Below are 23,297 nucleotides of genomic sequence, written 5' to 3' on the forward strand. Positions count from 1 at the left end.
CGGGCGGGTGCCGGGTCAGGCGCTGGCTCGGCTGCGCTGCTCGACAAGCCCGTCGACCGACTGCGGTGACAGCACGTCCTCGAGCACCATGGCGGCTGCGCCCAGCACGGCCTCCCGCCCGTGCAGCGAGGAGCTGACGATGCGCAGCTGGTGCGTGGCCAGCGGCAGGGAGCGCTGGTAGACGACCTCGCGGATCCCGGCGAGGAGATACTCCCCGGTCGCCGACAGGGAACCGCCTACCACGACCACGGCGGGATTGAGCAGGCTCACGCAGGTGGCGAGGACGCTGCCGATCGCGCGCCCGGCCTCGCGGACGGCTCGCACCGCCTCCATCTCGCCGCGCTCGACGGCCGCGACCACGTCACGGGGGGTCTCGACCCCGATGTCGAGCTCGGCGAGGTGCTTGGCGATCGCAGGGCCGGCGGCGACTGCCTCGAGACATCCGAGGTTGCCGCAGCGGCAGCTGACGTCCTCACCCCTGCCGCTGACCTGGACGTGCCCCAGGTCGCCCGCGGTGCCCAGGGCGCCGCGGACGAGTCGACGGTTGGAGATGATGCCCGATCCGATGCCGGTGGCGACCTTGACGTAGAGGAGGTCGTCGGTCTCCGGCCAGTGAGCGGTGTGCTCGCCGAGCGCCATCACGTTGACGTCGTTGTCCACCCGGACACGGACGGGGAAGGCCGCGGCCAGGTAGCCGGGGATGTCGAAGCCGTGCCAGCCCGGCATGATCGGCGGGTTCGCGGGTCGGCCGGTCGAGTGCTCGACAGGGCCGGGGACGCCGACCCCGATGCCCGCGAGGGCGGACGACCTCATGCCGAGCGTCGAGAGCAGCTCGTTCGCGAGCTCGACGACCCTGTCGAGCACGACCGCGGGGCCTTCGGTGATGTCGCTGGTGACGGTGGCCTCACCCAGCACCGTGCCCGCGAGGTCCGACAGCGCGACCGTCGCGTGGCTGGCGCCGAGATCGACCGCCAGCACGGCGTACGAGTCGGTGTTCATGGCGAAGCGCGCTGGCGGACGCCCTCCGGTGGAGGCTGCCTCCCCGACGGGCATCAGGAGCCCAGCCGCGAGGAGGAGGTCGAGCCGCGCCGAGACGGTGGAGCGCGCCAACGAGGTGGCCTCCGCGATCTCGGCCTTCGTCCGTGCCTGCCCGTCGCGCATGAGCTGGAAGACCGCGCTGGCGGCAGACGCCGAGCCCGTCTGAGGCGCGAACGAATCCATGGGCCGTAGTCTCCCACGTCGACTTATGTAGTCAAGCCCGACAGAAGCCTGTCGGCAAAACCCTGACTTTTGGTTGACGGCCGTCATTAGGTGTGACTAGCATCACGCGCATGTCGCAGCCCCTGCTCCAGCTGACCGGGATCGTCAAGGAGTTCCCTGGCGTTCGCGCGTTGGACGGCGTCGACCTGGTGGTGCGTGCGGGAGAGGTCCACTGCCTCCTCGGGCAGAACGGCGCGGGCAAGTCCACGCTGATCAAGGTCCTGGCGGGTGCTTACACGCCCGACGAGGGCGAGATCGTGATGGACGGGGACGCCGTCACCTTCGGGGACCCGCAAGCCGCGCTCGCGGCCGGCATCGCGACGATCTATCAGGAGCTCGACCTTGTCGACGGCCTGAGCGTGGCCGACAACATCTTCCTCGGCCACGAGAAGACGCGTCTCGGCTTCTCCCGCGTCGGTGACTCGCACCGGGCCGCACGCGACCTGCTGACCTCGCTCGGTCACCCCGAGATCCGGCCGTCCCGCGAGACAGGCAGCCTGTCGGCAGCAGGCAAGCAGATCGTGTCGATGGCACGCGCGCTCTCACGTCGGGCGCGGGTGATCGTCATGGACGAGCCGTCCGCTGTCCTCGACCCCGACGAGGTCGACGGGCTGTTCCGGGTCATCGAGGAGCTCCGTGCGTCCGGCCAGGCCATCATCTACATCTCCCACCGCCTCGAGGAGATCCGCCGCATCGGCGACCGGCTCACCGTGCTGAAGGACGGACGTACGGTCGCCTCCGACCTGCCGGCAGGCGAGACCCCGACCGCCGAGCTGATCACCCTGATGACCGGCCGCGACGTCTCGGCCGAGTTCCCCCGCCGTACGACGCCGTTGCCCGACGCCGACCCGCTGCTCGTCGTCGAAGGGCTCGGTCGCGAGGGTGAGTTCGAGGACGTCTCGTTCGAGGTCCGGCCCGGCGAGATCCTCGGCTTCGCCGGGCTCGTCGGTGCGGGGCGCAGCGAGATCGTCGAGACCGTGTACGGCGCACGGCGAGCTCAGCGTGGCTCGGTCACCGTCGACGGACGCCGCCTGCGTCCCGGGTCGGTCGATGTCGCGGTCGGTGCGGGTCTCGGGCTCTGTCCCGAGGAGCGCAAGTCGCAGGGGCTGGTGCTCGACGAGGCGGTCTACCGCAACATCTCCCTTGGCACCCTCCCGCGCTTCTCCCGGCTGGGGGTCACGCGTGAGTCCGCGGAGCGTACGGCGGCGCACGCTGCCGCGCGTTCGGTCGACCTGCGCCCCGACGACCCGGACCGCGTCACCAGGACGCTCTCGGGCGGCAACCAGCAGAAGGTCGTCCTCGCCCGGTGGCTGCTGCGATCGTGCCGAGTCCTCCTGCTGGACGAGCCGACCAGGGGTGTGGACGTCGGCGCACGCAGCGAGATCTACGGCTTGATCCGCCGGCTCGCCGACGACGGGGTCGCCGTGATCGTCGTCTCCAGCGACATCGACGAGGTCCTCGGGCTCTCGGACAGGGTCATGGTCGTGGCCGACGGCCGCATCGTGCACGCCGGTCCGGCGGACGATCTCGACGCCCACGCCGTGCTCGACCGCATCCTCTCCGGCAACGAACCGACCGGCAACGAACCGACCGGCAACGAATCGAAAGGTGACGCCGCGTGAGTACCTCATCGGTGACCGGGAGCACGCAGGAGGCCGCGGCTGCTCCCGAGACGCGGACGCGGTCCCTCGGGATCGCCCGCAACCTCGGCCTCGTGGTCGCCCTGGTCGCGCTCTGCGTCGTCGGCCTCGTCACGGCGGGCGACCGCTTCGCGAGCACCAACAACATCATCACCGTCCTCAGCCTCGCCTCCGCGATCGGCGTGGTCGCGATCGGGATGACCTTCGTCATCACCGGCGGAGGCATCGACCTCTCCGTGGGTGCGATCGTCGCCCTGGCCTCGGTGTGGGCGTCGACCACCGGCACCCAGGCGATGGCCGAGGACGTCGGCTGGATCGTCATCGTCACGACGGCGGTCGGCGTGGGCATCGCGTGCGGCGTCATCAACGGAGTGCTCATCGCCTACGGCAAGATCGTGCCGTTCATCGCCACCCTCGCGATGCTGGCGAGCGCTCGAGGGCTCGCCGAGATCATCGCCGACCGCAAGACCCAGATCGTCCGCGACGAGGCGTTCCGCGACGCGCTCGGAGCCCGGCCGCTGGGTGTGCCGGTGATCGTCTACGTCTTCGCGGTGATCGTGGTGCTCGGCTGGTTCCTCCTCAACCGCACGACGTTCGGGCGCCGCACGTTCGCCGTGGGCGGCAACGTCGAGGCCGCACGCCTGGCCGGTATCAAGGTCCAGAGGCACACCGTCTATCTCTACGCCCTGCTCGGCGCCACCTGTGGCGTGTCCGCCGTGATGCTCATGTCACGGACGCAGACCGGGTCCTCCACCCACGGACTCATGTGGGAGCTCGACGCCATCGCGGCGGTCGTCATCGGAGGGACGCTCCTCAGCGGCGGCCGCGGCACGGTGGTCGGCACGCTGCTCGGCGTCCTCATCTTCACCACGCTCACCAACGTCTTCACGCTCAACAACCTGTCGACGTCCGTCCAGGCCGTCGCCAAGGGCGTGATCATCGTCGTCGCTGTGCTGCTCCAGCAGCGGCTGGCGAACCGCAGCACCTAACCCCACCGAGGAGACGGCATGTCCACCACCACCCCGCGCCGACGGCTGCTGGCGATCGCCGGCGTGTTCGCCGCAACGTCGCTGACCTTGACCGCTTGCACCAACAGCTCCGGCGACGACGACACCGAGAGCGTCGCCAACGCCGGAGCCGGCGACAACGCCGAGACCGGCGACACCGTGCGCATCGGTTTCTCGGCCCCCGCGGCCGACCACGGTTGGATGGGGGCGATCACCTCCGCAGCCGTGAAGCAGGCGGAGGCGTTCGACGACGTCGAGCTGATCAACGCCGAGGGCACCAACGACGTCAACCTGCAGATCTCCCAGGTCGAGACCTTCATCAACGACAAGGTCGACGCGATCGTCCTCCTCCCGTTCGACGGTGCGGCGATGACCGACGTTGCCACGCGGGCGATGGAGGCGGGGATCCCGGTGGTCAACGTCGACCGCGAGTTCGACTCGCCGAACGCAGCGCGTTCGACCGTTCTCGGCGACAACTACGGCATGGGGGTCTCGGCTGGTCGCTACATCTGCGAGGAGGCCGGCGGCAAGAAGGGCGCGGTGGTCGCAGAGATCGCCGGCATCGACTCCCTGCCGTTGACCCAGGACCGTTCGCGCGGGTTCGCTGACGCGTTGAAGGACTGCGGTCTGAAGGTCTCCAACCGGGTCGCGGCGGAGTTCACCGTCGAGTCCGGTGAGCGCGCCGCCGCGAACCTGCTCCAGGCCGCACCCAAGATCGACTTCCTGTGGAACCACGACGACGACCAGGGCGTCGGCGTGCTGGCGGCGATCGACAACGCCGGGCGGGACGAGTTCGTCATGGTCGGCGGGGCCGGCTCGGCGAACGTGATGCGGTCGATCGAGGCTGACGATACGGTCCTCAAGGCGACCGTCATCTATCCGTCGACCCAGGGTGCCGACGGCATCAAGCTGGCACGACTCATCGCGCAGGGCCGCTCGATGTCGGACCTCGCCGAGGTGGAGGTGCCGCGCGTCATCCAGCTGGCGGCCCCGATCGTGACGAAGGACAACGTCGACGACTACATGGACTCGGCGTTCGAGTCCTGACCGACGGTGGTGCGCCCTGTGCCCTCGCCAGGGCGCACCACAGCTCCTCGCACCACCCCTCGGACGAAGGAACCCCATGACAGAAACGCCCCGTGAGCTTCGCGTCGGCCAGGTCGGCTACGCCTTCATGGGCGCCGCGCACTCGCAGGCCTGGCGCACCGCTCCGGCCTTCTTCGACCTCCCGCTCACGCCGCGTCTGCGCGCCCTGTGCGGGCGTGACGCGGCAGCCGCCCGGGCGGTCGCCGACCGCTTCGGATGGGAGTCGGTCGAGACCGACTGGCACGCGCTGGTCGAGCGCGACGACATCGACGTCGTCGACATCTGCACACCCGGCAGCACGCACGCCGAGATTGCCGTCGCGGCGCTCCGCGCCGGCAAGCACGTGCTGTGCGAGAAGCCGCTGGCCAACACCGTCGACGAGGCCGAGCTGATGGCGGGCGTCGCCGCGGAGGCCGCGCAGGACGGGGTGTTCGCGATGGTCGGCTTCACCTATCGCCGTACGCCGGCGTTGTCGCTCGCCCGGCGGCTCGTCGAGGAGGGGCGCCTGGGCACCATCCGCCACATCCGCGCGCAGTACCTCCAGGACTGGCTGGTCGACCCCGACAGCCCGCTCACCTGGCGGCTCGACAAGTCGCTCGCCGGCTCGGGCGCGCTCGGCGACATCGGTGCGCACATCGTCGACGCGGCCCAGTTCGTGACCGGGGCACGGATCAGCGCCGTCAGCGGGGTCCTTCAGACCTTCGTGGACACGCGTCCGGTCGCGGGTGACCACGGCACGCTGGGAGGCACCGGGAGCGCCGCGGCCGAACGCGGCCCCGTCACCGTCGACGACGCGACCGCGTTCACCGCCCGCTTCGACAACGGTGCGCTCGGCGTCTTCGAGGCGACCCGCTTCGCCACCGGCCGCAAGAACGCGCTCCGGATCGAGGTCAGCGGGTCCGGTGGAGCGCTCGCGTTCGACTTCGAGGAGATGAACGTCCTCCACCTGTACGACGCCTCCGACTCCGCCGAGACAGCCGGCTTCCGGAGGATCGTCGTCACCGAACCCACCCACCCGTACGTCGCCGCCTGGTGGCCGGCAGGTCACGGGCTCGGCTACGAGCACGGCTTCACCCATCAGGTCGTCGACCTCGTCAAGGCCATCGCCGCCGGTGAGCAGCCGCGGCCCTCGTTCGCCGACGGGCTCGCGGTGCAGCGTGTGCTGGCTGCCGTGGAGGCCAGCTCCGAGGACGACTCTCGTCAGCAGAAGGTTCCGCACGAAGGAGAGGCACCATGACGCGACCGATCACGCTCTTCACCGGCCAGTGGGCCGACCTGCCGTTCGAGGAGGTCGCCAGGCTGGCGTCGGGGTGGGGCTACGACGGCCTCGAGATCGCCTGCTGGGGCGATCACTTCGACCCGTGGGCGGCGGTGGAGGAGGACGGCTACGTCCAGGCCAAGCTCGACCTCCTCGACAAGTACGGGCTGAAGGTCTACGCGATCTCCAACCACCTCAAGGGCCAGGCGGTCTGCGACGACCCGATCGACCAGCGGCACCGGGACATGCTGCCCGACCGGATCTGGGGCGACGGCGATGCCGAAGGGGTACGTCAGCGTGCGGCCGAGGAGATGAAGAACACCGCTCGCGCTGCGCGGATGCTCGGTGTCGACACGGTCGTCGGGTTCACCGGGTCGTCGATCTGGAAGTACGTCGCGATGTTCCCGCCTGCCTCGGCGGCGCTCGTCGACGCCGGGTACGACGACTTCGCGAACCGGTGGACCCCGATCCTCGACGTGTTCGACGCCGAGGGTGTCCGCTTCGCCCACGAGGTGCACCCGAGCGAGATCGCGTACGACTACTGGACCACCGTCCGCACGCTCGAGGCGATCGGACACCGGGAGGCGTTCGGACTCAACTGGGACCCGTCGCACTTCGTCTGGCAGGACCTCGACCCGCTCGGGTTCCTGTGGGACTTCAAGGACCGGATCTATCACGTCGACTGCAAGGACGCGAAGAAGCAGGTCGGCAACGGACGCAACGGCCGTCTCGGATCGCACCTCCCGTGGGCCGATCCGCGGCGCGGCTGGGACTTCGTGTCGACCGGTCGCGGCGACGTCCCGTGGGAGGCGTGCTTCCGGATGCTCAACACGATCGGCTACGACGGCCCGGTCTCGATCGAGTGGGAGGACGCGGGCATGGATCGGCTCCTGGGGGCTCCGGAGGCGCTCGCGTTCGTCAAGCGCAACCTCTTCGACGCCCCCGAGGCCGCGTTCGACGCCGCGTTCAGCACTCGGGACTGAACGCGGTGTCGTCCGCACGTCGGCGCCGGGTCAGCGCCGTACGGTGATCCGTACCGGCTTCGAGCGGCTGGCCCGCGTCGTCGACGAGCCCTTGTAGGTGACGGTGATGCGGTGCTTGCCGGCCCTCTTCAGCCGAGGAAGGCGGACGACGCGCCGGCCGCTCGCACCGATCCTGACGACCTTGAGCCTGCGCTTCCCGTCTCGTACGACGAGTCGGCCGCCCAGCCTGCGGCCGTCAGCAGTCACCACGCGGACCCGAATCCGGGCGCGCTTGGTGCGAGAGATGCGGTGCTTGCCGATCACCCGCGCCTGCGTGCGGGTGGTGACCTTCGCCGGCGGCCGGACGACGGGCGGCCGCGGCGGAGCGGTCGAGGGAGCCAGCGCCGCGACGAAGGCCCGGGCGATCACCTGGTGACCGGTGTCGTTGGCGTGGATGTCGGTGTACGGGGTGCACATCCAGGTCCACTGGCAGACACGGGCGACGTTGAGTGGCACGTCTCCGAAGGGCGGCGGCAACGTGATCGTCCTGCCCTCGGCGGAGGAGAACGCCCCCGCGACGTCGGCGGTCACGAACCCGTGGGCGGCGTTGGCGCCGCTGATCGCCGCGTTGAGCTGGCTCGCGACGGACACGGAGATCGTCGCGAGGGGCTTGTTGCCGTTGACGTAGGCCGCGAGGAACGGGTTGTAGTAGGTCATGCCGACGTAGCGCGGCGTGCTGCCCCCGGCCTCGCGGAGCGCGGCATCGATGAGCGCGACGTTCGTCCCGACCCGCGTGATCCCCGTGGTGAGGCACTCGAGGGCGCCGGCGTCGATCGCGCCGCTGGAGGGCACGCACGGATGGATGTCGTTGGCTCCGATCCCGAGCGACACGTACGTCACCTTCCCGCGGTGCGCGGCGAGGAAGCTCGTCGCCGCCTCGAGCTGGCTGGTGGCGTCGTACCCGGAGTAGTCGCAGGGTGTGCTGCGCAGGTCTGGGAGGCCGTCGACGAACGACTTCGTCGTCTCGCCGCTGCATCCGAGTCTGATGTGCACGAGACCGGGCTCGCGAGCTGCGAGGACCTCGTAGAGGCGGCTCGTGTACGCGACCGCCGGCTCGTCCGTCCCGGTGTCGGGCTGGTATCCGGTGGCCAGCGAGTCACCGAGCGAGACGTAGTAGGTGGGGGCAGGGTCAGCGGCCTCGGCCGGCGACCCGACCGCAGCGAGGCCGGCGACGGAGAGGGCCGCGACGAGCGGCACGACGACGGCTCTGCGGAGCATGGACATGACGTGGTCTCCCTCTGCCGGACAACGGAGGCAGCCTAGGCGCTCAGGGGCCTCGCCGCCGCTCGCGCAGGCGTTGCCCTCGGTCTAGGTTTGCTGACAGACCGGGACCATCGAGGGGGCCTCGTGGACGTCGACAACCCGCTGCGCGCACTGGTGATCGAGGACGAGCCCGATGCGGCCGAGTTTGCTCGCATCGCGCTTCAGCGGTTCGCCGGCATGGAGGTGGTGGTCGCGGGCGACGCGGACGAGGCGCTCGCCGCGCTCCAGGTGGGATCGTTCGACGTGGTGGTGAGCGACATCGAGCTCCCCGGTCGCTCGGGTCTCGACATCCTGCCCATGGTGCGTGAGCTCGCCCCTGGCGTCCCCGTCATCATCCTCACCGCGCACGGCGTCGTCTCCTACGCCGTCGAGGCGCTGCGCAACGACGCGGACGAGTTCCTGGTCAAGCCGATCGCGCCCGCGGACCTCGCCTCACGAGCCCAGGAGCTCGCCTCCGAGAGCAGAGTGGCCCGCACTCGGTCACACATCACCGTGCTCGCCGTCGGCGCCCATCCCGACGACGTCGAGATCGGGGTCGGGGCCACGCTCGCCGCACACGCGGCCGCCGGGGACCAGGTCGTCATCCTCACGTTGTCTCGCGGTGGGGTGGGCGGGGACACCGCCGTCCGTCGCAGGGAGGCCGCCGACGCCGCCGCCGTGATCGGTGCGCGCCTCGTCCACCTCCCGTTCGCGGACACCCGCATCGAGCCGGCCAGCGGGGTGACCGCCGCGATCGAGGAGGTCGTGGCGGACGTGGAGCCGCAGCGTGTCTACACCCACGGCCCCCACGACCGGCATCTCGACCACCGCGCGGTGTTCCAGGCCGTCGAGGTGGCGGCGCGGTCGGTGCCCGGCCTCTGGTGCTTCGAGAGCCCGTCGAGCACCGTCGACTTCAGACCGAATCGCTTCATCGACGTCGAGGGCTTCGTCGAGACCAAGCTGCGCATGCTGGCGGCGTACGCGTCGCAGAGCCACCGCGACTACATGGCGCCGGACCTCGTGCGTGCGACCGCTCGTTACTGGTCGCGCTTCAGCCCTGCCCGTGAGGTGGAGCCGCTGGAGACCGTGCGTGCCGCCGAGTTCGTCACCTCCGAACACGGTCAGGAGCACGGGTGAGCCCGTCCGCGAGCAGCCGGAAGTGGTTCGGGCGCCTCGGGCTCGAGCCGGTGACGGTCGCATCCCGCGAGCTGCCGTTCACCCTGCTCTACCTTGCCGTGCTGCTGGACGCCGCGCTGCAGCGTCGCCCGTTCGACGCCCCCCTCCTCGTCGTCATCTCGGCGACGCTGGTCCTGTCGACGCAGCTCGTCGCGGGTTACGGTCGGCGGCACCACTGGCCGAGCCCGTGGAACTACGTCTTCCCCCTCGTGCAGCTCGTCTCGTTGACCCTGTTCCAGTACGGGGTGACTCAGAGTCTTGAGCTGGTCACGGTCGTGCTCTACTTCGTGCCGGTCGCCAACCTGGCGATCCAGCCTGGGTCGCGCGGAGTCGTCATCGCCATCGTGGCTGCCATGGGACTGACGGCGTTCGGGGCGTTCACCGGCCTCGTGGCCTATCGCGGGGCTTCGCCGGGGCTCCATGTCCTCGTCGTGACAGGGTGCACGTTCGTGGTGGCCGCCTGGTTGTCGTCCACCACACGGCAGCTCCGAGAGCGGACCGCCGCCCTGGAAGCGCTGCGACGCGAGCAGGACGTGACGTTGAGTCGCCTCGAGGCGAACCGCGACCGTCTCGAGGCCCTCACCCAGCGACTCGAGGAGTCCCGTGCGCTCCTCGCGAGCGTGATCGAGGCCGCCACGGAGCAGGCGATCATCGCCCTGGACGAGCACGGCACGATCGTCTTCGCCAACCCGGGAGCGCGACGCCTGTTCGGCAGCGCTGAGGCCACTCTCCTCGGGGCCCCGGTGACGGAGATCTTCCAGGCCGACGAGCTGCGCTCCGCGGCGGTCGAGCGCGGGTACGGTACGACCTCTGCCGACCTGCTGCATGTGGTCCTCGGAGACGCGGCAGAAGGACGCCCGGAGCACCGTGACTGGGTCCTGGCCCGCCCCGACGGCACGACCGTGCCAGCAGACGTCACGGTGACGCGACGCCCGCATTCCGACGAGGGTCGACCGTACGGCTACCTGATCATCGCGACGGATCTCACCCAGCGCCGGGAGGCCGAGCGGCTTCAGGACGAGTTCATCGGGCTGGTCAGCCACGAGCTCCGCACCCCGCTCGCGTCGATCATGGGCTACGTCGAGATCCTGCGGTCCGACGAAGGCGAGCTCACGCCCGACCAGAGCCGATCCGTCGCCGTGATCGAGCGGAACGCGCAGCGTCTCCTGCGGCTCGTCGAGGACCTGCTGGTCAGCGTGCGCATGGTCGCCGGGACCTTCGCGCTCGACGCCGGGCCGACAGATGCCGTACAGGTCGTTCAGCGCTCGGTCGCGAACCTCCTTCCTGCCGCGGACGCGGCAGGTGTCGTCCTCACGGTCGACGCACCGGCCGCAGTCCCCGTCCTGTCCGATGCCGAGCGGCTCGGCCAGGTCGTCGAGAACCTCGTCAGCAACGCCGTCAAGGCCTCCGAGCGCGGCGCGACGGTCCGGGTGACGCTCCGCCCGCTCAGGACGGGCTCCGGTGAGACGGGGGTGCGGCTCACGGTTGCCGACGAGGGTCCGGGCATGAGCGCTGGCGACGTCGCTCACGTGACGGAGCGCTTCTACCGCGCCGACACCGCACGACGTCTGCGTGTCCGCGGTCTCGGTCTCGGCCTGTCGATCGTGAAGGCGATCGTCGACGCCCACGGCGGGACGATGTCGATCGAGAGTGCACCGGGCGTGGGGACGTCGATCACGGTCGACCTGCCGGACGTCAGCCCCCCGCCCACGCCTGCGCCAGGGCCTCCCACTGCTCAGGAGTGATCAGAGAGTAGGGAGTGACGTTCACCGCCGTGATCCCGTTGGTCACGGCCGACCGCACCGCCTCACCGAGCCTGTCGGCGCTGATGGTCTGGGGAAGGGGCACCTGCGGCCCCGCGGTCCACAACCCGATGGAGGGCATGAGCCGCGACATGTCGTAGCCCGCGGCCCGCAACGCCGCGGTCAGGGTCTCGATGTCGCCGGCGGGTCGCGCGGGCCTGCCGATGTAGGTCCACAGCTGGAGGCGCAGCTCAGGAACCTCGGCGATCAGGATCTCGTAGTCCTGTCCGCTGTCGGGCCGGCCGGCAGCGGGGTCGTCCCAGTTGACCCGTACGTCCAGGCCGAGCTCGATGGGAGCGCCGTCCTCCTGGACGCGGTCGAGCGCCGTTCGCATCCGGCTCAACAGGCCGGCAAGGACCTGGGACCGCCAGCGCCCCAGCTCGGGCGCCGAGGTGTCGAGGGCACCGGTCGACGTACGGGGCCAGTCCGCCTGGCCGGTCATCTCACGGTAGAGCGCGAGATCGTCGGCGCCGAACGTGTCGAAGATCAGCAGCTCCGTGATCTCGATCAACGGCGGGTCGTACCGCTCGGCGAGCGCCTCGACGTAGTCCACCAGGCGGTCGCCGACCTCACCCCTGGCCAGCTGCCAGGCCGAGGCCGCATAGCGTGACCGCTTCCCGTCCGCACCGACTCCCGCGATCGAGGGGTCCTCCTGGATCCACTTCGGGACGAACGCGTCGACGATGAGGTTCAGCTGACGCGTTCCTCCTTCGGGGGACTCGCGCAGTCCGCGCGCGGCGACGGCGACGTGGTCGGTCCCCGCTTCGGCCGCTGCCTCCGGGTGAGCAGCCCAGTCGAACGCCGTGAACTCGACCCGACCGGCGTTGACCTCCACCGTCGTCGCGTCGACCGAGGCCAGCCGCTCCGAGACCTCGTCCCAGTCGGTGTCCGGATCAGTGACGATGCCGAAGTCGATGCTGATCGAGCGGGTCTCCTCAGGGGCGCTGGCCGCCCGCAGCGGCGACCGGGGTGAGGAGTCGTCATCGGACCAGGGGCGTGTGACGAACAGCGCGACCACTGTGCCGATCACGACGAGGCTGGTCAGGAGGAGGTCCAAGGAGGGTCGTCGACGAGGCCGGCCACCGACACCGTCCCCGTGCGTTCGAGCTTGTTCCATCGGTTTTCGGCCCCCTTCAGCTCGAGCCAGACAGCGCGGATCATCACCAGCGTCATCACGCTGGAGTAGAGAGGCCAGGCCAGGAGTGTCCACCCGTACTCGAGATCACGCGGTGTGCGGTCGAGAGCGACAGCGAGGATCAGCAGCGCGACGGAGCCGGGCAGGCCGACGAGGATCAACAGGTCCCACAGCTCCGTCGGCGGGGTGGCGATCTCGCCGGTCAGCGCCGGTGCAGCGATGACGAGAACACCGAGGACCTGCAGGAACGGCACGACGATCTGCGTGACGGTGTTGAACAGCAGGTAGGCCCCGAACGCCCCGAATCGAAGGTTGGCGATCATGCGCCAGTGCAGCCGAGTGACCTGCAGGAGGCCGCGCGCCCACCGGACCCGTTGTCGCCACAGGGCGCGGGGTGTCGACGGCGACTCTGCGTAGAGGAGGGCGTGGGGGGCGAAGGCGACGCGGTAGCCGGCGCCGTACACCCGCCACGTCAGCTCGAGGTCCTCGCCGACGGTGTCCTCACGGACGGCCCCGACCATGTCGAGCACCTCTCGTCGGTACGCCCCGATGTTGCCCGAGACGATCGGGAGGCAGTGCAGCTCGTCGAGACTGCGACGCATGAGGCCCGTCCCGAGGTGGCTGATGAGCGCGAGGAACCTGGTCTGAACCCGGTCGAGGTTCACGGGCCGGTCGTTGCCGCAGACGGCGCCGACGCGGTCGTCTCGGAATCCCTTGAGCATCCGGTCGATGGTGTGCGGCTGGAAGAGGCCGTCGGCGTCCACCAGAAGGAGCACGGATCCCTTCGAGTGCGCGATCCCGGTGTTGAGGGCGGCCCCTTTGCCCCGGTTGGCCTGGGTCAGCGCGGTCAGCTGCGGGACGTCGGCCGCGACGGCCGTGGCCCTCGTGAACGTGTCGTCGGTCGACCCGTCGTCGACGCAGATGATCTCGTAGCGGTCGTAGGTGCTGCGTGCGATCGAGCGCAGGCAGTTGTCGAGGACGACCCCCTCGTTGTAGGCCGGCACGATCACGCTGACGAACGGCGGCTCCTCGAAGATCGTCGTCCCCACGAGCGGCACGGTGTCGTCGTGTCCGGGGCGGCGCAGCTCGAACACCACGGCGAAGGGGACGAGGGCGAGGCGGACGGCCCCGGTTGCGAGGACCGTCAGGGCCACGACAACGGCGATCCCCTCGAGAACGGCGGTCACGGCGGACGGAGCCACTCGTCGAGGACGAGGTCGAGCAGCTCGGGGGCGTGGGCGGAGAGTGCCCCGAACCTCCCGTTCACCTCGAGGACGTACGGCGAGCCGGTCGAGTCCAGACGTACGTCCATGTCCACGGGCCCGACGAGGTCAAGAGCCTCGACCGCGGCGACGGCGACCGCGGCGACCTCGGCCGCCTGACCGTCTGGGGCGCGGATCGCACCGGCGGCGTTGCCCACCCGCCCTTCCTTGAGGAGGGTCTTCTCGAGCACGACGACGGTCGACCGTCCGGTCAGCGGCGACCGGTAGACCTGTGGCGCGTACTCGGGGCCGTCGACGAAGCACTGGACGATCCAGCCCGCGCCGGCGTCGGACCAGTCCAGGTCGGACGGGTTCTCGACGACGGTGACCCCGCGCCCGCCCCGCGACACGCGGGGCTTGACCACGACCGGCCCGCCCGCCCAGGCGACGGCTGCCGCGGCGTCGTCGAGCTCCGAGGCGGCGGCGTGGGCGGGGACCGGAACCCCGGCGGCCGCAAGGGTCCACATCGTGAGGAGCTTGTCCGCGGCCAGCGCGGACGCGAGCGCTCCGGCGACCACCACCGAGGCGCCGGGCGCCGCAGCGGCGACGAGGACGTCGCGCAGCACCGAGACCTGCGGGAGCTCGTCCTGCACGGTCGGGATCACGAGGTCGGGACGGACCTGCTCGACGATCGAGCGCATGGTCGGTGCGTACGCGGGATCGTCGGCGCGCGCCACGGCCGCCGTACGCGAGAACGCCGTACCGTCGAGGGCCGTCAGGTCGACACCGACGGAGACCGTCTCCTCGCCGCGGACGAGACGACCGGCGAGCTGCTGGCCGAGCGAGGACCCTGCCGGACCGCCGGCGCCGGAGACGAGGACGGTGGGCATGTCCCGAGTCTGCCACCGGGCAGCCGGTGCCGCCCTTCCTGCCAGACCACGGCCGCCGGGACAACGTGAGTGGGCCATACTTGCCCCAAGGATCAGCCCTGGCGAGTGGCAGCGCGCGGGCCCTTCTGATCCTTCGGGCCTCTAGCTCAATCGGCAGAGCAGCGGACTTTTAATCCGCGGGTTCAGGGTTCGATCCCCTGGGGGCCCACCCAGAACCGGGTCTGATCTGCACCCCTGCAGATCAGACCTGGTGCCTGACGGGGGTGCCCTGGTGATAGACCTGCTGCCATCTGCCCGCACGCTCGCACCAGATCGACGTACGGCGCGCGCGTTGCCCGCCCCTCTCGGACTCCCAGAAGACCTGGATGATGCCGGGGGCCAGTGTCCGGGCGGTGAGACCGGTGAGCCTGATGTCGGCACGATCGCCCTCGACACTCTCGTCGCGCAGCATGGCCAGGGTGCTGTGGAGATCCCAACGACGACCGGATGCCCCGATCTCCAGGAAGTCGGCGGCAAGGAGCTCCCTGAGTCGAGCCTCCTCGGCTCGGCAGGCCGGCGTCTGGAGCTCTCGCTCCAGCTCGAGCACGCGATCCACGGGCTGGGGCGAGCTGTGCGACGTCATGTCGTGGATGGTAGGCGCCGCTGAGGTGGGTCTCTCCACCTACTCTCCACGAAGACGCGATCGAGCACGTTGGTCGGTGGTCAGCTGCTCGAAGGTGTGCTTGAACGTCTCGTACGCGTCGGCTCCGACCGTCGCCGCAAGCCGCGCATCGATGGACGCGAGGATCGCGTCCGAGCGGGTCATCTCGTCGAGGCCCCGTGCTGTCGGCACGACGAGCTTGGCGCGACGATCTGTCGGGTCTGGCCGACGCTCGACATAGCCGAGGGCCTCGAGCTCGTCGACGAGCTTTCCTACGACCTGCTTGTGCTGGCCGGAACGGTGCGCCAGCTCGGTCGCGCGACTGCCTTCCTCGTCGAGGTAGGCGAGGACGGCGCCGTGGCGGGGGCGTAGCTCGGGGTGGCCTTGAACCGCGAGGTTCTCGAAGAGCTCGTCCTGGACCGCGAACAGCAGGCGGCTGGACAAGATGCCCAGGTCCGGGCTGGCTTCCTTGAGCTCACTCCGTCGTGTCACGCCGCCTCACCTCAGGTAGTCACCTATCTTGACTGTTCGTTTCGGTGACTATACCGTCGTGCCGGTGATCGAAGGGACGGCGGCTCCGGGCTTCGGCCAAGTGCGGGATGCGTTCGAGATCGTCGCCGTCCGCGAGCCCGGCCTGGAGGCTCAGCTCGCGGTCTACAAGGACGGGCGGCAGGTCGTCGATCTGTGGACAGGGCTGTCTGGGGACTCGTTGCTGGCTTTGTTCTCCTCGGGCAAGGGTGCGGTGCATCTCGTCGTCGCGATGCTCGTGCAGGACGCCGTCCTCGAGCTGGACCGTCGCGTGGGCGACTACTGGCCCGAGCTGGGGGTCGACATCACCCTTCGCGAGCTGCTGACCCATCGCGCTGGTCTCATCGGTGTCGACGGAGGACTCACCAGCGAGGAGCTGGCCGACGACCGCCTCCTCGCTGAGCGGCTGGCCGGCCAAGCGCCGTACTGGAAACCTGGGACGGCATACGGCTACCACGCGTTCGTCCTCGGCGCGCTCGTCGGCGAGGTCGTGCGTCGGGCAACTGGACAGTCGATCCAAGAGCTGTACCGGGAACGCGTCCGCGAGCCGTACGGACTGGACTTCTTCCTCGGCCTGCCGCTCGAGCTCGAGTCGCGCTACCTGCCGGTGCTGCCGGCGATCGAGCAGCAGCCGTTGCCTGACCCGCACAGCCTCACCGGCATCGCTTTCAACACCCCCACCGATCTCGTCGAGCTCGCCAACACCCGTGCCGTGCGCGCCCTCGGCCCGTCCTCAGCAGGCAGCGTCGGCAACGCCCGCGGGCTCGCCCGGATGTACGCGGCAGCCATCAGCGAGGTCGACGATCGTCCGCCGCTGCTGAGGCCGGAGACCTTGGGCGAGTTCACCAAGCCGCACAGTGCCGGCGTCGATCTCGTCACCGGCGAGCAGGACCACTTTCTGCTCGGGTTCGAAGCGCAGGCCGTGCGGTACCCCCGCCTCGGGCGAGACAGCTTCGGACACAGCGGGGCCGTCGGCGCTCAGGCGTTCGCCGACCCCCGACGCGGTATCGCTTACAGCTACACCCGCCGTCGGTTCCTCGCGGGCGGCGGCGGAGGTGCGCCAGAGAACGTCGACCTCGTGGCCGCGGTGCTCGATGCCTGACCGGCACCGTTTCGATTCCTCGTCTCGCGCGTACGCGGTCCGTAGACTTTCTGTGGATTTGGCGATCATTCGACGAACCCGTCGGGATGCCCTTAGCCTAAGTCGTACTGCCGTTCTAGTTCTGCGAGGAGGCCGTAGTGGCTACACCTGAGCCGTTGGACGTCCGGCTTCGCGACCAGGATGTGCTCGACGAGATCGAGATGACGAGCAATCTGATGATTGCCGCGTCGGAGGCCGCGGGGCCGTTGAGCCAGCAGGCGGTCGACGAGATCCTCGGGGTCCGGCCCCGCCGCCGCTGCGCCTGATCGACCTGCTCGGCCCGGGTCTGCTGCTGACCGGGAGATGGATGAGGACGCGGGGCGAGGTGCGCGGGAGTAGGGGCAAGGTTCTACCATTGATCCGGCCCACCCACCCCCTGACGGGAGCATTGTCGTGCGGTTGCGAATCCGACCGACCGAAACGTCGTTTTACGACCTCTTCACTGAGCTTGCCGGCCACCTCGTGGACGGCAGCAACCTGCTGGCGCAGATGTTGGACGTCACGGCAGACCGTGATGCGGTCGCCAAGCAGCTCGGCGACGTCGAGCACGCCGCGGATGACACCACCCACGCGATCATCAACCGCGTCAACCAGACGTTCGTCACTCCCTTCGACCGCGAGGACATCTACAAGCTCGCGAGCAGCCTCGACGACGTCATGGACTTCATCGAAGAGGCGGGCGACCTCGTGGTCCTCTACGAGCTCGACTCCCTCCCGTCCCGGATGGCGTCGATGGTCGAGGTCATCCAGCGCGGGTGCGAGCTGACCGCCGAGGCGATGCCGCGACTGCGGACCATGACGGACTTGTCCGAGTACTGGATCGAGATCAACCGACTCGAGAACCAGGCGGACCGCGACTACCGCCGCATCCTCGCCAAGCTCTTCTCCGGCGAGTACAAGGCGCTCGAGGTCCTCAAGCTCAAGGACGTGGTCGAGTCCCTCGAGGACGCCGTCGACGCCCTGGAGTCCGTGGCCAACACGGTCGAGCAGATCGCCGTCAAGGAGTCCTGAGGGTGGACCTCACCCTGGTCATGGTGATCCTCGTGATCAGCGTCGCGCTGATCTTCGACTACACCAACGGCTTCCACGACGCGGCCAACGCCATCGCGACATCGGTCTCCACCCGGGCACTGACGCCGCGTGTCGCCCTGGTGATGGCCGCCATCATGAACTTCATCGGAGCGTTCCTCGGGACCGAGGTCGCCGACACGGTCGGCAGCATCATCGCCGACGGCGTGGAGGGGCAGGGCAACCACGGCCTCACCGTCGTCCTGTCCGCGCTCGTCGGCGCGATCGTCTGGAACCTCATCACCTGGTACTTCGGGCTCCCGTCGTCCTCGTCGCACGCGCTGATCGGTGGTCTCGTCGGGGCGGGCATCGCCTCGGCGAGCACGGTCGAGTGGGCCACGGTGGTCGACAAGGTCGCGATCCCGATGGTGATCTCACCTGTGGTCGGCTTCACCGGCGCCTTCCTGCTGATGCTGTCGATCATGTGGATCTTCCGGAACCGCAACCCGCACCGCACCATGCGGGGCTTCCGGTTCGCCCAGACCGTCTCCGCGGCGGCGATGGCGCTCGGGCACGGGCTGCAGGACGCGCAGAAGACGATGGGCGTCATGTTCCTCGCGCTGCTGGCCGGCGGCTACGCGGCTGCCGACGACGGGATCCCGCTGTGGGTCAAGGTCGGGGCTGCCACGGCGATCTCGCTCGGTACCTACTCCGGTGGCTGGCGGATCATGCGTACGCTCGGGCGCCGCATCATCCACCTCGACCCCGCTCGCGGTTTCGCGGCGGAGGCCACCGCCGCAGCGGTGCTCTACGTGATGGCGATCGGCCTGCACGCGCCGGTCTCGACCACCCACACGATCACGTCGTCGATCATGGGTGCCGGCGCGACCAAGCGGTTCAGCGCCGTCCGGTGGGGCGTCGCCCGCGGCATCGTGCTGGCCTGGATCGTCACGATCCCGGCGGCCGCCGCCGTCGCGGCCGCGACGTACGGCGTCGGTAGCCTGTTCCTGCCCTAGCGGCCTCCCAGCACCGCCGTCCAACGACAGCGCCCCTCCGACGTCACGTCGGAGGGGCGCTGTCGCGTGTACGCCATCCGTCAGCCGAAGCGCCCCGTGATGTAGGCCTCGGTCGACGGGTTGTCGGGGTTGGAGAAGATCTTCGTCGTCGCTCCTGACTCGACGAGCTGACCCGGCTCACCCACCCCCGCGAGGTTGAAGAAGGCGGTCTCGTCCGACACCCGCGCCGCCTGCTGCATGTTGTGCGTGACGATGACGATCGTGTACTCGCTCTTGAGCTGCCCGATCAGGTCCTCGATGGCGCTGGTGGAGATCGGGTCGAGGGCGGAGCACGGCTCGTCCATGAGGAGCACCTGCGGCTCGACCGCGATCGCGCGGGCGATGCAGAGCCGCTGCTGCTGTCCGCCGGAGAGCCCGGCGCCGGGGCGGTTGAGCCGGTCCTTGACCTCGTCCCAGAGGTTCGCGCCGCGCAGCGACCGCTCGACGACCGCCTCGGCGGCGTCCTTCTTGAGCCGTCCGCCGTTGAGGCGTACGCCGGCCAGCACGTTGTCACGGATCGACATCGTCGGGAACGGGTTCGGTCGCTGGAAGACCATCCCGATCTCCCGGCGCACGAGCACCGGGTCGACGCCGGCGGCGTACAGGTCGCGCCCGTCCACGCGGACGGTGCCGTCGACCCGGGCGCCGGGTGCGACCTCGTGCATGCGGTTCAACGACCGCAGGAACGTCGACTTGCCGCAGCCCGACGGGCCGATCACGGCGGTCACCGACTGGGCCGGGATCGCCAGTGTCACCCCGCGCACCGCCTGGACGTCGCCGTAGTAGATGTCGAGGTCCTCGACGTCGATGCCGATCGCCGGCCGACGGGATCCACCGCCCACGGCGGTGACGGCCGGAGTCGGAACCGGAGTCGGGACGGAGTCACGGAGTACTGATCGCATGCTCATCGCTTGCCCTTCGGGGAGAAGAAGTAGGTCACGAGTCGGGCCACGAGGTTGAGCACCATCACGATCAGCATCAGCACGAGTGCGGCACCCCAGGCCCGAGCGATGGAGGGCTCCGGCGGGACGCCGGGGCTCATGATGGAGCTGTAGGTGAACACCGGGAGCGTCGCCATGCGCCCGTCGAACAGGGTGAAGTTCGACGAGTCGGTGATGCCGACGGTGATGAGGAGCGGTGCCGTCTCGCCGATCACGCGGGCGACGGCCAGCGTGACCCCGGTGACGAGGCCGGCCATTGAGGTCGGCAGGACGACCTTGACGATCGTGCGCCATCTCGGCACTCCGAGCGCGTAGGCCGCCTCCCGGAGCTCGTGCGGGACGAGCTGGAGCATCTCCTCCGACGACCTGACGACGACCGGGGTCATCAGCACGGTGAGCGCCACGGCGCCGGCGATCCCCATCCGGACGCCGGGTCCGAAGAACACCACGAACAATGCATAGGCGAACAGTCCCGCGACGATCGACGGGATGCCGGTCATCACGTCCACGAGGAAGCGGACCACCTTCGCGAGCCGACCGTCACCGCCGTACTCGACGAGGAAGATCGCGGTCAGCAGCCCGAGCGGGACCGACATCACCGCTGCGGCGGCGGTGATGAGCACCGTGCCCCAGACGGCGTGGTAGATGCCGCCGCCCTCGCCGACGACGTTGCGCATCGAGTAGGTGAAGAACTCCGAGGACAGGACCGGCAGCCCGTTCTTCACGACGGTCCACAGGATCGAGACCAGGGGCACCATGGCCAGCACGAACGCGCTCGAGACCATGATGGACACCAGCCGGTCGACCGCCTTGCGGCGACCCTCGACCGCACGAGAGAGCGAGGGCAGCCCGATCCCGAGCACCGCCCAGCCGGTCAGCAGCGAGGGGAGGAGCGGGAGGCCGAGGCCGGCCTGCAGGGCGGAGGCGACGACGACCGCCAGCGCCGCGGCGTACCAACCGGCTCCGCGCGGGAGCCGTGGCTGGTGCCAGCCGCGCAGCGCGAGGGCTGCCTCGTCCCGCTGCGGTGAGGGTGGAGGTGCGAGCGTGTCTCCGCTGCGGTTCCTCGTGCTCATGCGTGTGCTCCCGAGAACTCCTTGCGCCGGTTCACGACGGCGCGGGCGGCGAAGTTGACGGCGAAGGTGATGACGAACAGCACCAGGCCGGAGGCGATCAGCGCGTTCACCGTCAGACCGGAGGCCTCGTTGAACTGGAGCGCGATGTTGGCGGGGATCGTGCTCGGGTTCGTCGAGCTGATGAGGTCGAGGGTGATGACACCGGAGGCCGAGAGGACCATCGCGACCGCCATCGTCTCGCCCAGAGCGCGGCCGAGTCCGAGCATCGCGCCGCCGATCATGCCGGAGCGGCCGTGAGGCAGGACGACGGTACGGATCATCTCCCAGCGGGTCGCGCCGAGCGCGAGCGCCGCCTCCTCCAGGAGGACCGGTGTCTGGCGGAAGACCTCCCGGGCGATCGCGGTCACGATCGGCAGGATCATCACGGCCAGGACGACCGCCGCGGTGAGGATCGTCCGCCCCGTGGCCGATGCCGGCCCGGCGAAGAAGGGCAGGAAACCCAGGGTCCTCTCGAGCCACTCGTACGGGCCGACGAGCTGTCCGGCGAGGACCCGCATGCCCCACAGGCCGAAGACGACGGAGGGTACGGCGGCGAGCAGGTCGATGACGTACCCGAGGGTCTGCCCGAGCCGACGAGGGACGTAGTAGGTGACGAACAGCGCGACCGCGACGGCGAGGGGGACTGCGATGACCAGCGCGAGCGCTGCGCTCCACAGGGTTCCGAAGACCAGGGGGAGCACGAACGACGGGAACGACTCGCCACTCTTGACCTCGTCGGGCGATGCGGTGATCCCCGGGATCCCCTCGGCGGTCAGGAAGATCGCGACGCCGGCGAGGATGGCCAGGATCGTCAGGGCGGCGCCACGGGAGATCCCGAGGAACACGCGGTCGCCGACCCGGTCGGAAGCCGGCCCGGTGTCGGTGGTGTCCCGCGACGGGGACGGGGTGGAGGTTTCGCTCACGGACTGGTCCTCTGGTGGTCACGATGGCGAGCGTCCTGCGGGTGGCCGCCCGACCCCCCGGCTCGGGCGGCCACCCGCAGGAGAGTCACTTCGCCGAGATTCCGTCGACGATGCCGGTGATGCGCTGCTCGAGCGCGCTCGTGAGCGGCGCTGAGCCGGCGCCCTCGGCGGCGGCCTTCTGGCCGTCGGAGCTCGCCACGTACGACAGCCAGCCCTTGACGAGGTCGGCCTTGGCCTCGTCGTCGTACTCGAGGCACGCGATCTGGTACGACAGCAGGACCGCCGGATAGACCCCGGACTCGGTGGTGGTGTGGTCGATGTCCATCACGATGTGCGTGTCGCCGCGGCCCTCCTTCTGCTTCGAGGCCTCCAGGACCTTGGCGGCGGCCTCCGGGCTGGGACCGACGTACTCCTCGCCCACCTTCAGCGAGGCGACGCCGAGGTCACCGGCCTGGCTCGCGTCGGCGTAGCCGATCGTGCCCTCGCCGCCCTGGACGGCGGCCACGACTCCGGAGGTGCCCTGCGCACCCTCTCCGCCCTTGAGCGGCCAGGTCTCGACCTCGCCTGCGGTCCAACCCTGAGGGCCCGCCGCCGCCAGGTAGGCGGTGAAGTTCTCGGTGGTGCCCGAGTCGTCGGAGCGGTGGACCGGCGTGATCGTCGACGAGGGCAGGTCGGCATCGGGGTTGTCGGCCTTGATGGCCGCGTCGTCCCACGTGGTGACGGTGCCCGCGAAGATCTTGCCGAGCGTGTCGGGTGAGAGCTTGAGGCCGTCGACGCCCGGCAGGTTGTAGATGACCGCGATCGGGCTGACGTAGGTCGGGACCTCGACCACGTCGGAGCTGCAGCGCTTCTCCGCGGCCGCGAGCTCCTCGTCGTCGAGGTACGCGTCGGACCCGGCGAAGTCGGTTCCGCCGGCGAGGAACTGCTCCCGGCCGGCCCCTGAACCCGCGGGGTCGTAGTTGACGGTCACGTCGGGGTTCGCGGTCTGGAAGCCCTGCTTCCACGAGGCGACGGCCGCTTCCTGCGAGCTGGCGCCGGCACCGTTGAGCGTGCCGCTGAGCTCGCTGGTGGTGGTGGAGTCGTCGGCCCCGGCCTCGTTGCCCGCCCCGCAGGCGGAGAGGCCCAGGGCCACGGTCGCGGCGAGCGCCAGGGGCGCAGCGGCGCGGAGCTTGGTGCGGTTCACGGTGTTCTTCCCTCTCTGGGAAACGTCATGTCCAGACTTGTGGTGT

General features: G+C 69.9%; 22 protein-coding genes and 1 tRNA gene. 12 read left to right on the forward strand and 11 right to left on the reverse strand.

What is annotated here, in order from left to right; translation table 11 throughout:
* Positions 1-15: 15 nt before the first annotated feature.
* Positions 16-1,221 carry an ROK family protein gene (locus tag KV100_RS12180; protein ID WP_220343310.1) on the reverse strand — a complete coding sequence of 402 codons (1,206 nt, stop codon included), beginning with the start codon at positions 1,219-1,221 and terminating at the stop codon, positions 16-18.
* 110 nt (positions 1,222-1,331) lie between these two features.
* On the opposite strand from KV100_RS12180, the gene KV100_RS12185 reads away from it, so the two are divergent.
* The 5 genes from KV100_RS12185 to KV100_RS12205 all read left to right on the forward strand — a co-directional run bounded on the left by KV100_RS12185 (position 1,332) and on the right by KV100_RS12205 (position 7,234).
* Positions 1,332-2,882: a sugar ABC transporter ATP-binding protein gene (locus KV100_RS12185; RefSeq protein ID WP_220343311.1), complete on the forward strand. Its 1,551-nt coding sequence runs from the start codon at positions 1,332-1,334 to the stop codon at positions 2,880-2,882.
* A complete protein-coding gene (locus tag KV100_RS12190; RefSeq protein WP_220343312.1) occupies positions 2,879-3,889 on the forward strand; it encodes an ABC transporter permease in 1,011 nt (336 codons plus the stop codon). The genes KV100_RS12185 and KV100_RS12190 overlap by 4 nt, the downstream gene beginning before the upstream one ends.
* Positions 3,890-3,907: 18 nt before the next feature.
* Positions 3,908-4,954 (forward strand): substrate-binding domain-containing protein, encoded by a 1,047-nt coding sequence (locus KV100_RS12195; RefSeq protein ID WP_220343313.1) that lies wholly within the window; start codon positions 3,908-3,910, stop codon positions 4,952-4,954.
* Positions 4,955-5,030: 76 nt separating this feature from the next.
* Positions 5,031-6,230: a Gfo/Idh/MocA family protein gene (locus KV100_RS12200; protein ID WP_220343314.1), complete on the forward strand. Its 1,200-nt coding sequence runs from the start codon at positions 5,031-5,033 to the stop codon at positions 6,228-6,230.
* On the forward strand, positions 6,227-7,234 hold the full coding sequence (locus tag KV100_RS12205; RefSeq protein WP_220343315.1) for a sugar phosphate isomerase/epimerase: 1,008 nt from the start codon (positions 6,227-6,229) through the stop codon (positions 7,232-7,234). Before KV100_RS12200 ends, KV100_RS12205 begins: the two co-directional genes overlap by 4 nt.
* Positions 7,235-7,264: 30 nt before the next feature.
* On the opposite strand, the gene KV100_RS12210 is transcribed toward KV100_RS12205, so the two are convergent.
* The gene (locus KV100_RS12210; protein WP_220343316.1) at positions 7,265-8,497 is read right to left on the reverse strand and encodes an SGNH/GDSL hydrolase family protein; all 1,233 of its coding nucleotides are present in this window, start codon (positions 8,495-8,497) and stop codon (positions 7,265-7,267) included.
* Positions 8,498-8,620: 123 nt separating this feature from the next.
* Between KV100_RS12210 and KV100_RS12215 the strand changes: the two genes are divergently transcribed.
* Together KV100_RS12215 and KV100_RS12220 are read left to right on the forward strand one after the other, a co-directional pair.
* Positions 8,621-9,652: a response regulator gene (locus KV100_RS12215; protein ID WP_308291427.1), complete on the forward strand. Its 1,032-nt coding sequence runs from the start codon at positions 8,621-8,623 to the stop codon at positions 9,650-9,652.
* Positions 9,649-11,436 (forward strand): cell wall metabolism sensor histidine kinase WalK, encoded by a 1,788-nt coding sequence (locus tag KV100_RS12220; protein ID WP_220343317.1) that lies wholly within the window; start codon positions 9,649-9,651, stop codon positions 11,434-11,436. The genes KV100_RS12215 and KV100_RS12220 overlap by 4 nt, the downstream gene beginning before the upstream one ends.
* On the opposite strand, the gene KV100_RS12225 is transcribed toward KV100_RS12220, so the two are convergent.
* Genes KV100_RS12225 through KV100_RS12235 form a run of 3 tightly spaced genes read right to left on the reverse strand, consistent with a single transcriptional unit; the run spans position 11,387 to position 14,720 of the window.
* Positions 11,387-12,550, reverse strand: a complete 1,164-nt coding sequence (locus KV100_RS12225) for a hypothetical protein (RefSeq protein ID WP_220343318.1) — start codon at positions 12,548-12,550, stop codon at positions 11,387-11,389. The genes KV100_RS12220 and KV100_RS12225 overlap by 50 nt on opposite strands.
* Positions 12,535-13,815, reverse strand: a complete 1,281-nt coding sequence (locus tag KV100_RS12230) for a glycosyltransferase family 2 protein (RefSeq protein WP_220343319.1) — start codon at positions 13,813-13,815, stop codon at positions 12,535-12,537. Before KV100_RS12230 ends, KV100_RS12225 begins: the two co-directional genes overlap by 16 nt.
* Complete coding sequence (locus KV100_RS12235) at positions 13,812-14,720, reverse strand: ATP-grasp domain-containing protein (protein ID WP_220343320.1); 909 nt, start codon at positions 14,718-14,720, stop codon at positions 13,812-13,814. The genes KV100_RS12230 and KV100_RS12235 overlap by 4 nt, the downstream gene beginning before the upstream one ends.
* Before the next feature lie 135 nt (positions 14,721-14,855).
* On the opposite strand from KV100_RS12235, the gene KV100_RS12240 reads away from it, so the two are divergent.
* Positions 14,856-14,928, forward strand: a tRNA-Lys gene (locus tag KV100_RS12240).
* 33 nt (positions 14,929-14,961) lie between these two features.
* Here KV100_RS12240 and KV100_RS12245 read toward each other — a convergent pair.
* Complete coding sequence (locus KV100_RS12245) at positions 14,962-15,342, reverse strand: DUF4440 domain-containing protein (RefSeq protein WP_220343321.1); 381 nt, start codon at positions 15,340-15,342, stop codon at positions 14,962-14,964.
* A gap of 39 nt (positions 15,343-15,381) precedes the next feature.
* Complete coding sequence (locus KV100_RS12250) at positions 15,382-15,852, reverse strand: MarR family winged helix-turn-helix transcriptional regulator (RefSeq protein WP_308290283.1); 471 nt, start codon at positions 15,850-15,852, stop codon at positions 15,382-15,384.
* Positions 15,853-15,916: 64 nt separating this feature from the next.
* Between KV100_RS12250 and KV100_RS12255 the strand changes: the two genes are divergently transcribed.
* From KV100_RS12255 to KV100_RS12270, 4 genes are all read left to right on the forward strand, one after another.
* Positions 15,917-16,990, forward strand: coding sequence for a serine hydrolase (locus KV100_RS12255; protein ID WP_220343322.1), 1,074 nt, complete (start codon positions 15,917-15,919; stop codon positions 16,988-16,990).
* Positions 16,991-17,127: 137 nt separating this feature from the next.
* On the forward strand, positions 17,128-17,295 hold the full coding sequence (locus KV100_RS12260) for a hypothetical protein (protein WP_220343771.1): 168 nt from the start codon (positions 17,128-17,130) through the stop codon (positions 17,293-17,295).
* 127 nt (positions 17,296-17,422) lie between these two features.
* Positions 17,423-18,040 carry a DUF47 domain-containing protein gene (locus KV100_RS12265; RefSeq protein ID WP_220343323.1) on the forward strand — a complete coding sequence of 206 codons (618 nt, stop codon included), beginning with the start codon at positions 17,423-17,425 and terminating at the stop codon, positions 18,038-18,040.
* Between the two features lie 2 nt (positions 18,041-18,042).
* Positions 18,043-19,053, forward strand: a complete 1,011-nt coding sequence (locus tag KV100_RS12270) for an inorganic phosphate transporter (RefSeq protein WP_301021729.1) — start codon at positions 18,043-18,045, stop codon at positions 19,051-19,053.
* An 80-nt stretch (positions 19,054-19,133) separates the two neighbouring features.
* Here KV100_RS12270 and pstB read toward each other — a convergent pair whose 3' ends face one another.
* From pstB to pstS, 4 genes are all read right to left on the reverse strand, one after another.
* Complete coding sequence (gene pstB, locus KV100_RS12275; protein ID WP_255560595.1) at positions 19,134-20,000, reverse strand: phosphate ABC transporter ATP-binding protein PstB; 867 nt, start codon at positions 19,998-20,000, stop codon at positions 19,134-19,136.
* Positions 19,997-21,106, reverse strand: a complete 1,110-nt coding sequence (gene pstA / locus KV100_RS12280; RefSeq protein WP_220343324.1) for a phosphate ABC transporter permease PstA — start codon at positions 21,104-21,106, stop codon at positions 19,997-19,999. The genes pstB and pstA overlap by 4 nt, the downstream gene beginning before the upstream one ends.
* Complete coding sequence (pstC, locus tag KV100_RS12285; protein WP_220343325.1) at positions 21,103-22,068, reverse strand: phosphate ABC transporter permease subunit PstC; 966 nt, start codon at positions 22,066-22,068, stop codon at positions 21,103-21,105. Before pstC ends, pstA begins: the two co-directional genes overlap by 4 nt.
* An 85-nt stretch (positions 22,069-22,153) precedes the next feature.
* Positions 22,154-23,251 carry a phosphate ABC transporter substrate-binding protein PstS gene (gene pstS, locus KV100_RS12290; protein WP_220343326.1) on the reverse strand — a complete coding sequence of 366 codons (1,098 nt, stop codon included), beginning with the start codon at positions 23,249-23,251 and terminating at the stop codon, positions 22,154-22,156.
* Positions 23,252-23,297: the final 46 nt, after the last annotated feature.

Source organism: Mumia sp. zg.B21, from assembly GCF_019550855.1.
Classification (GTDB): Bacteria; Actinomycetota; Actinomycetes; order Propionibacteriales; family Nocardioidaceae; genus Mumia.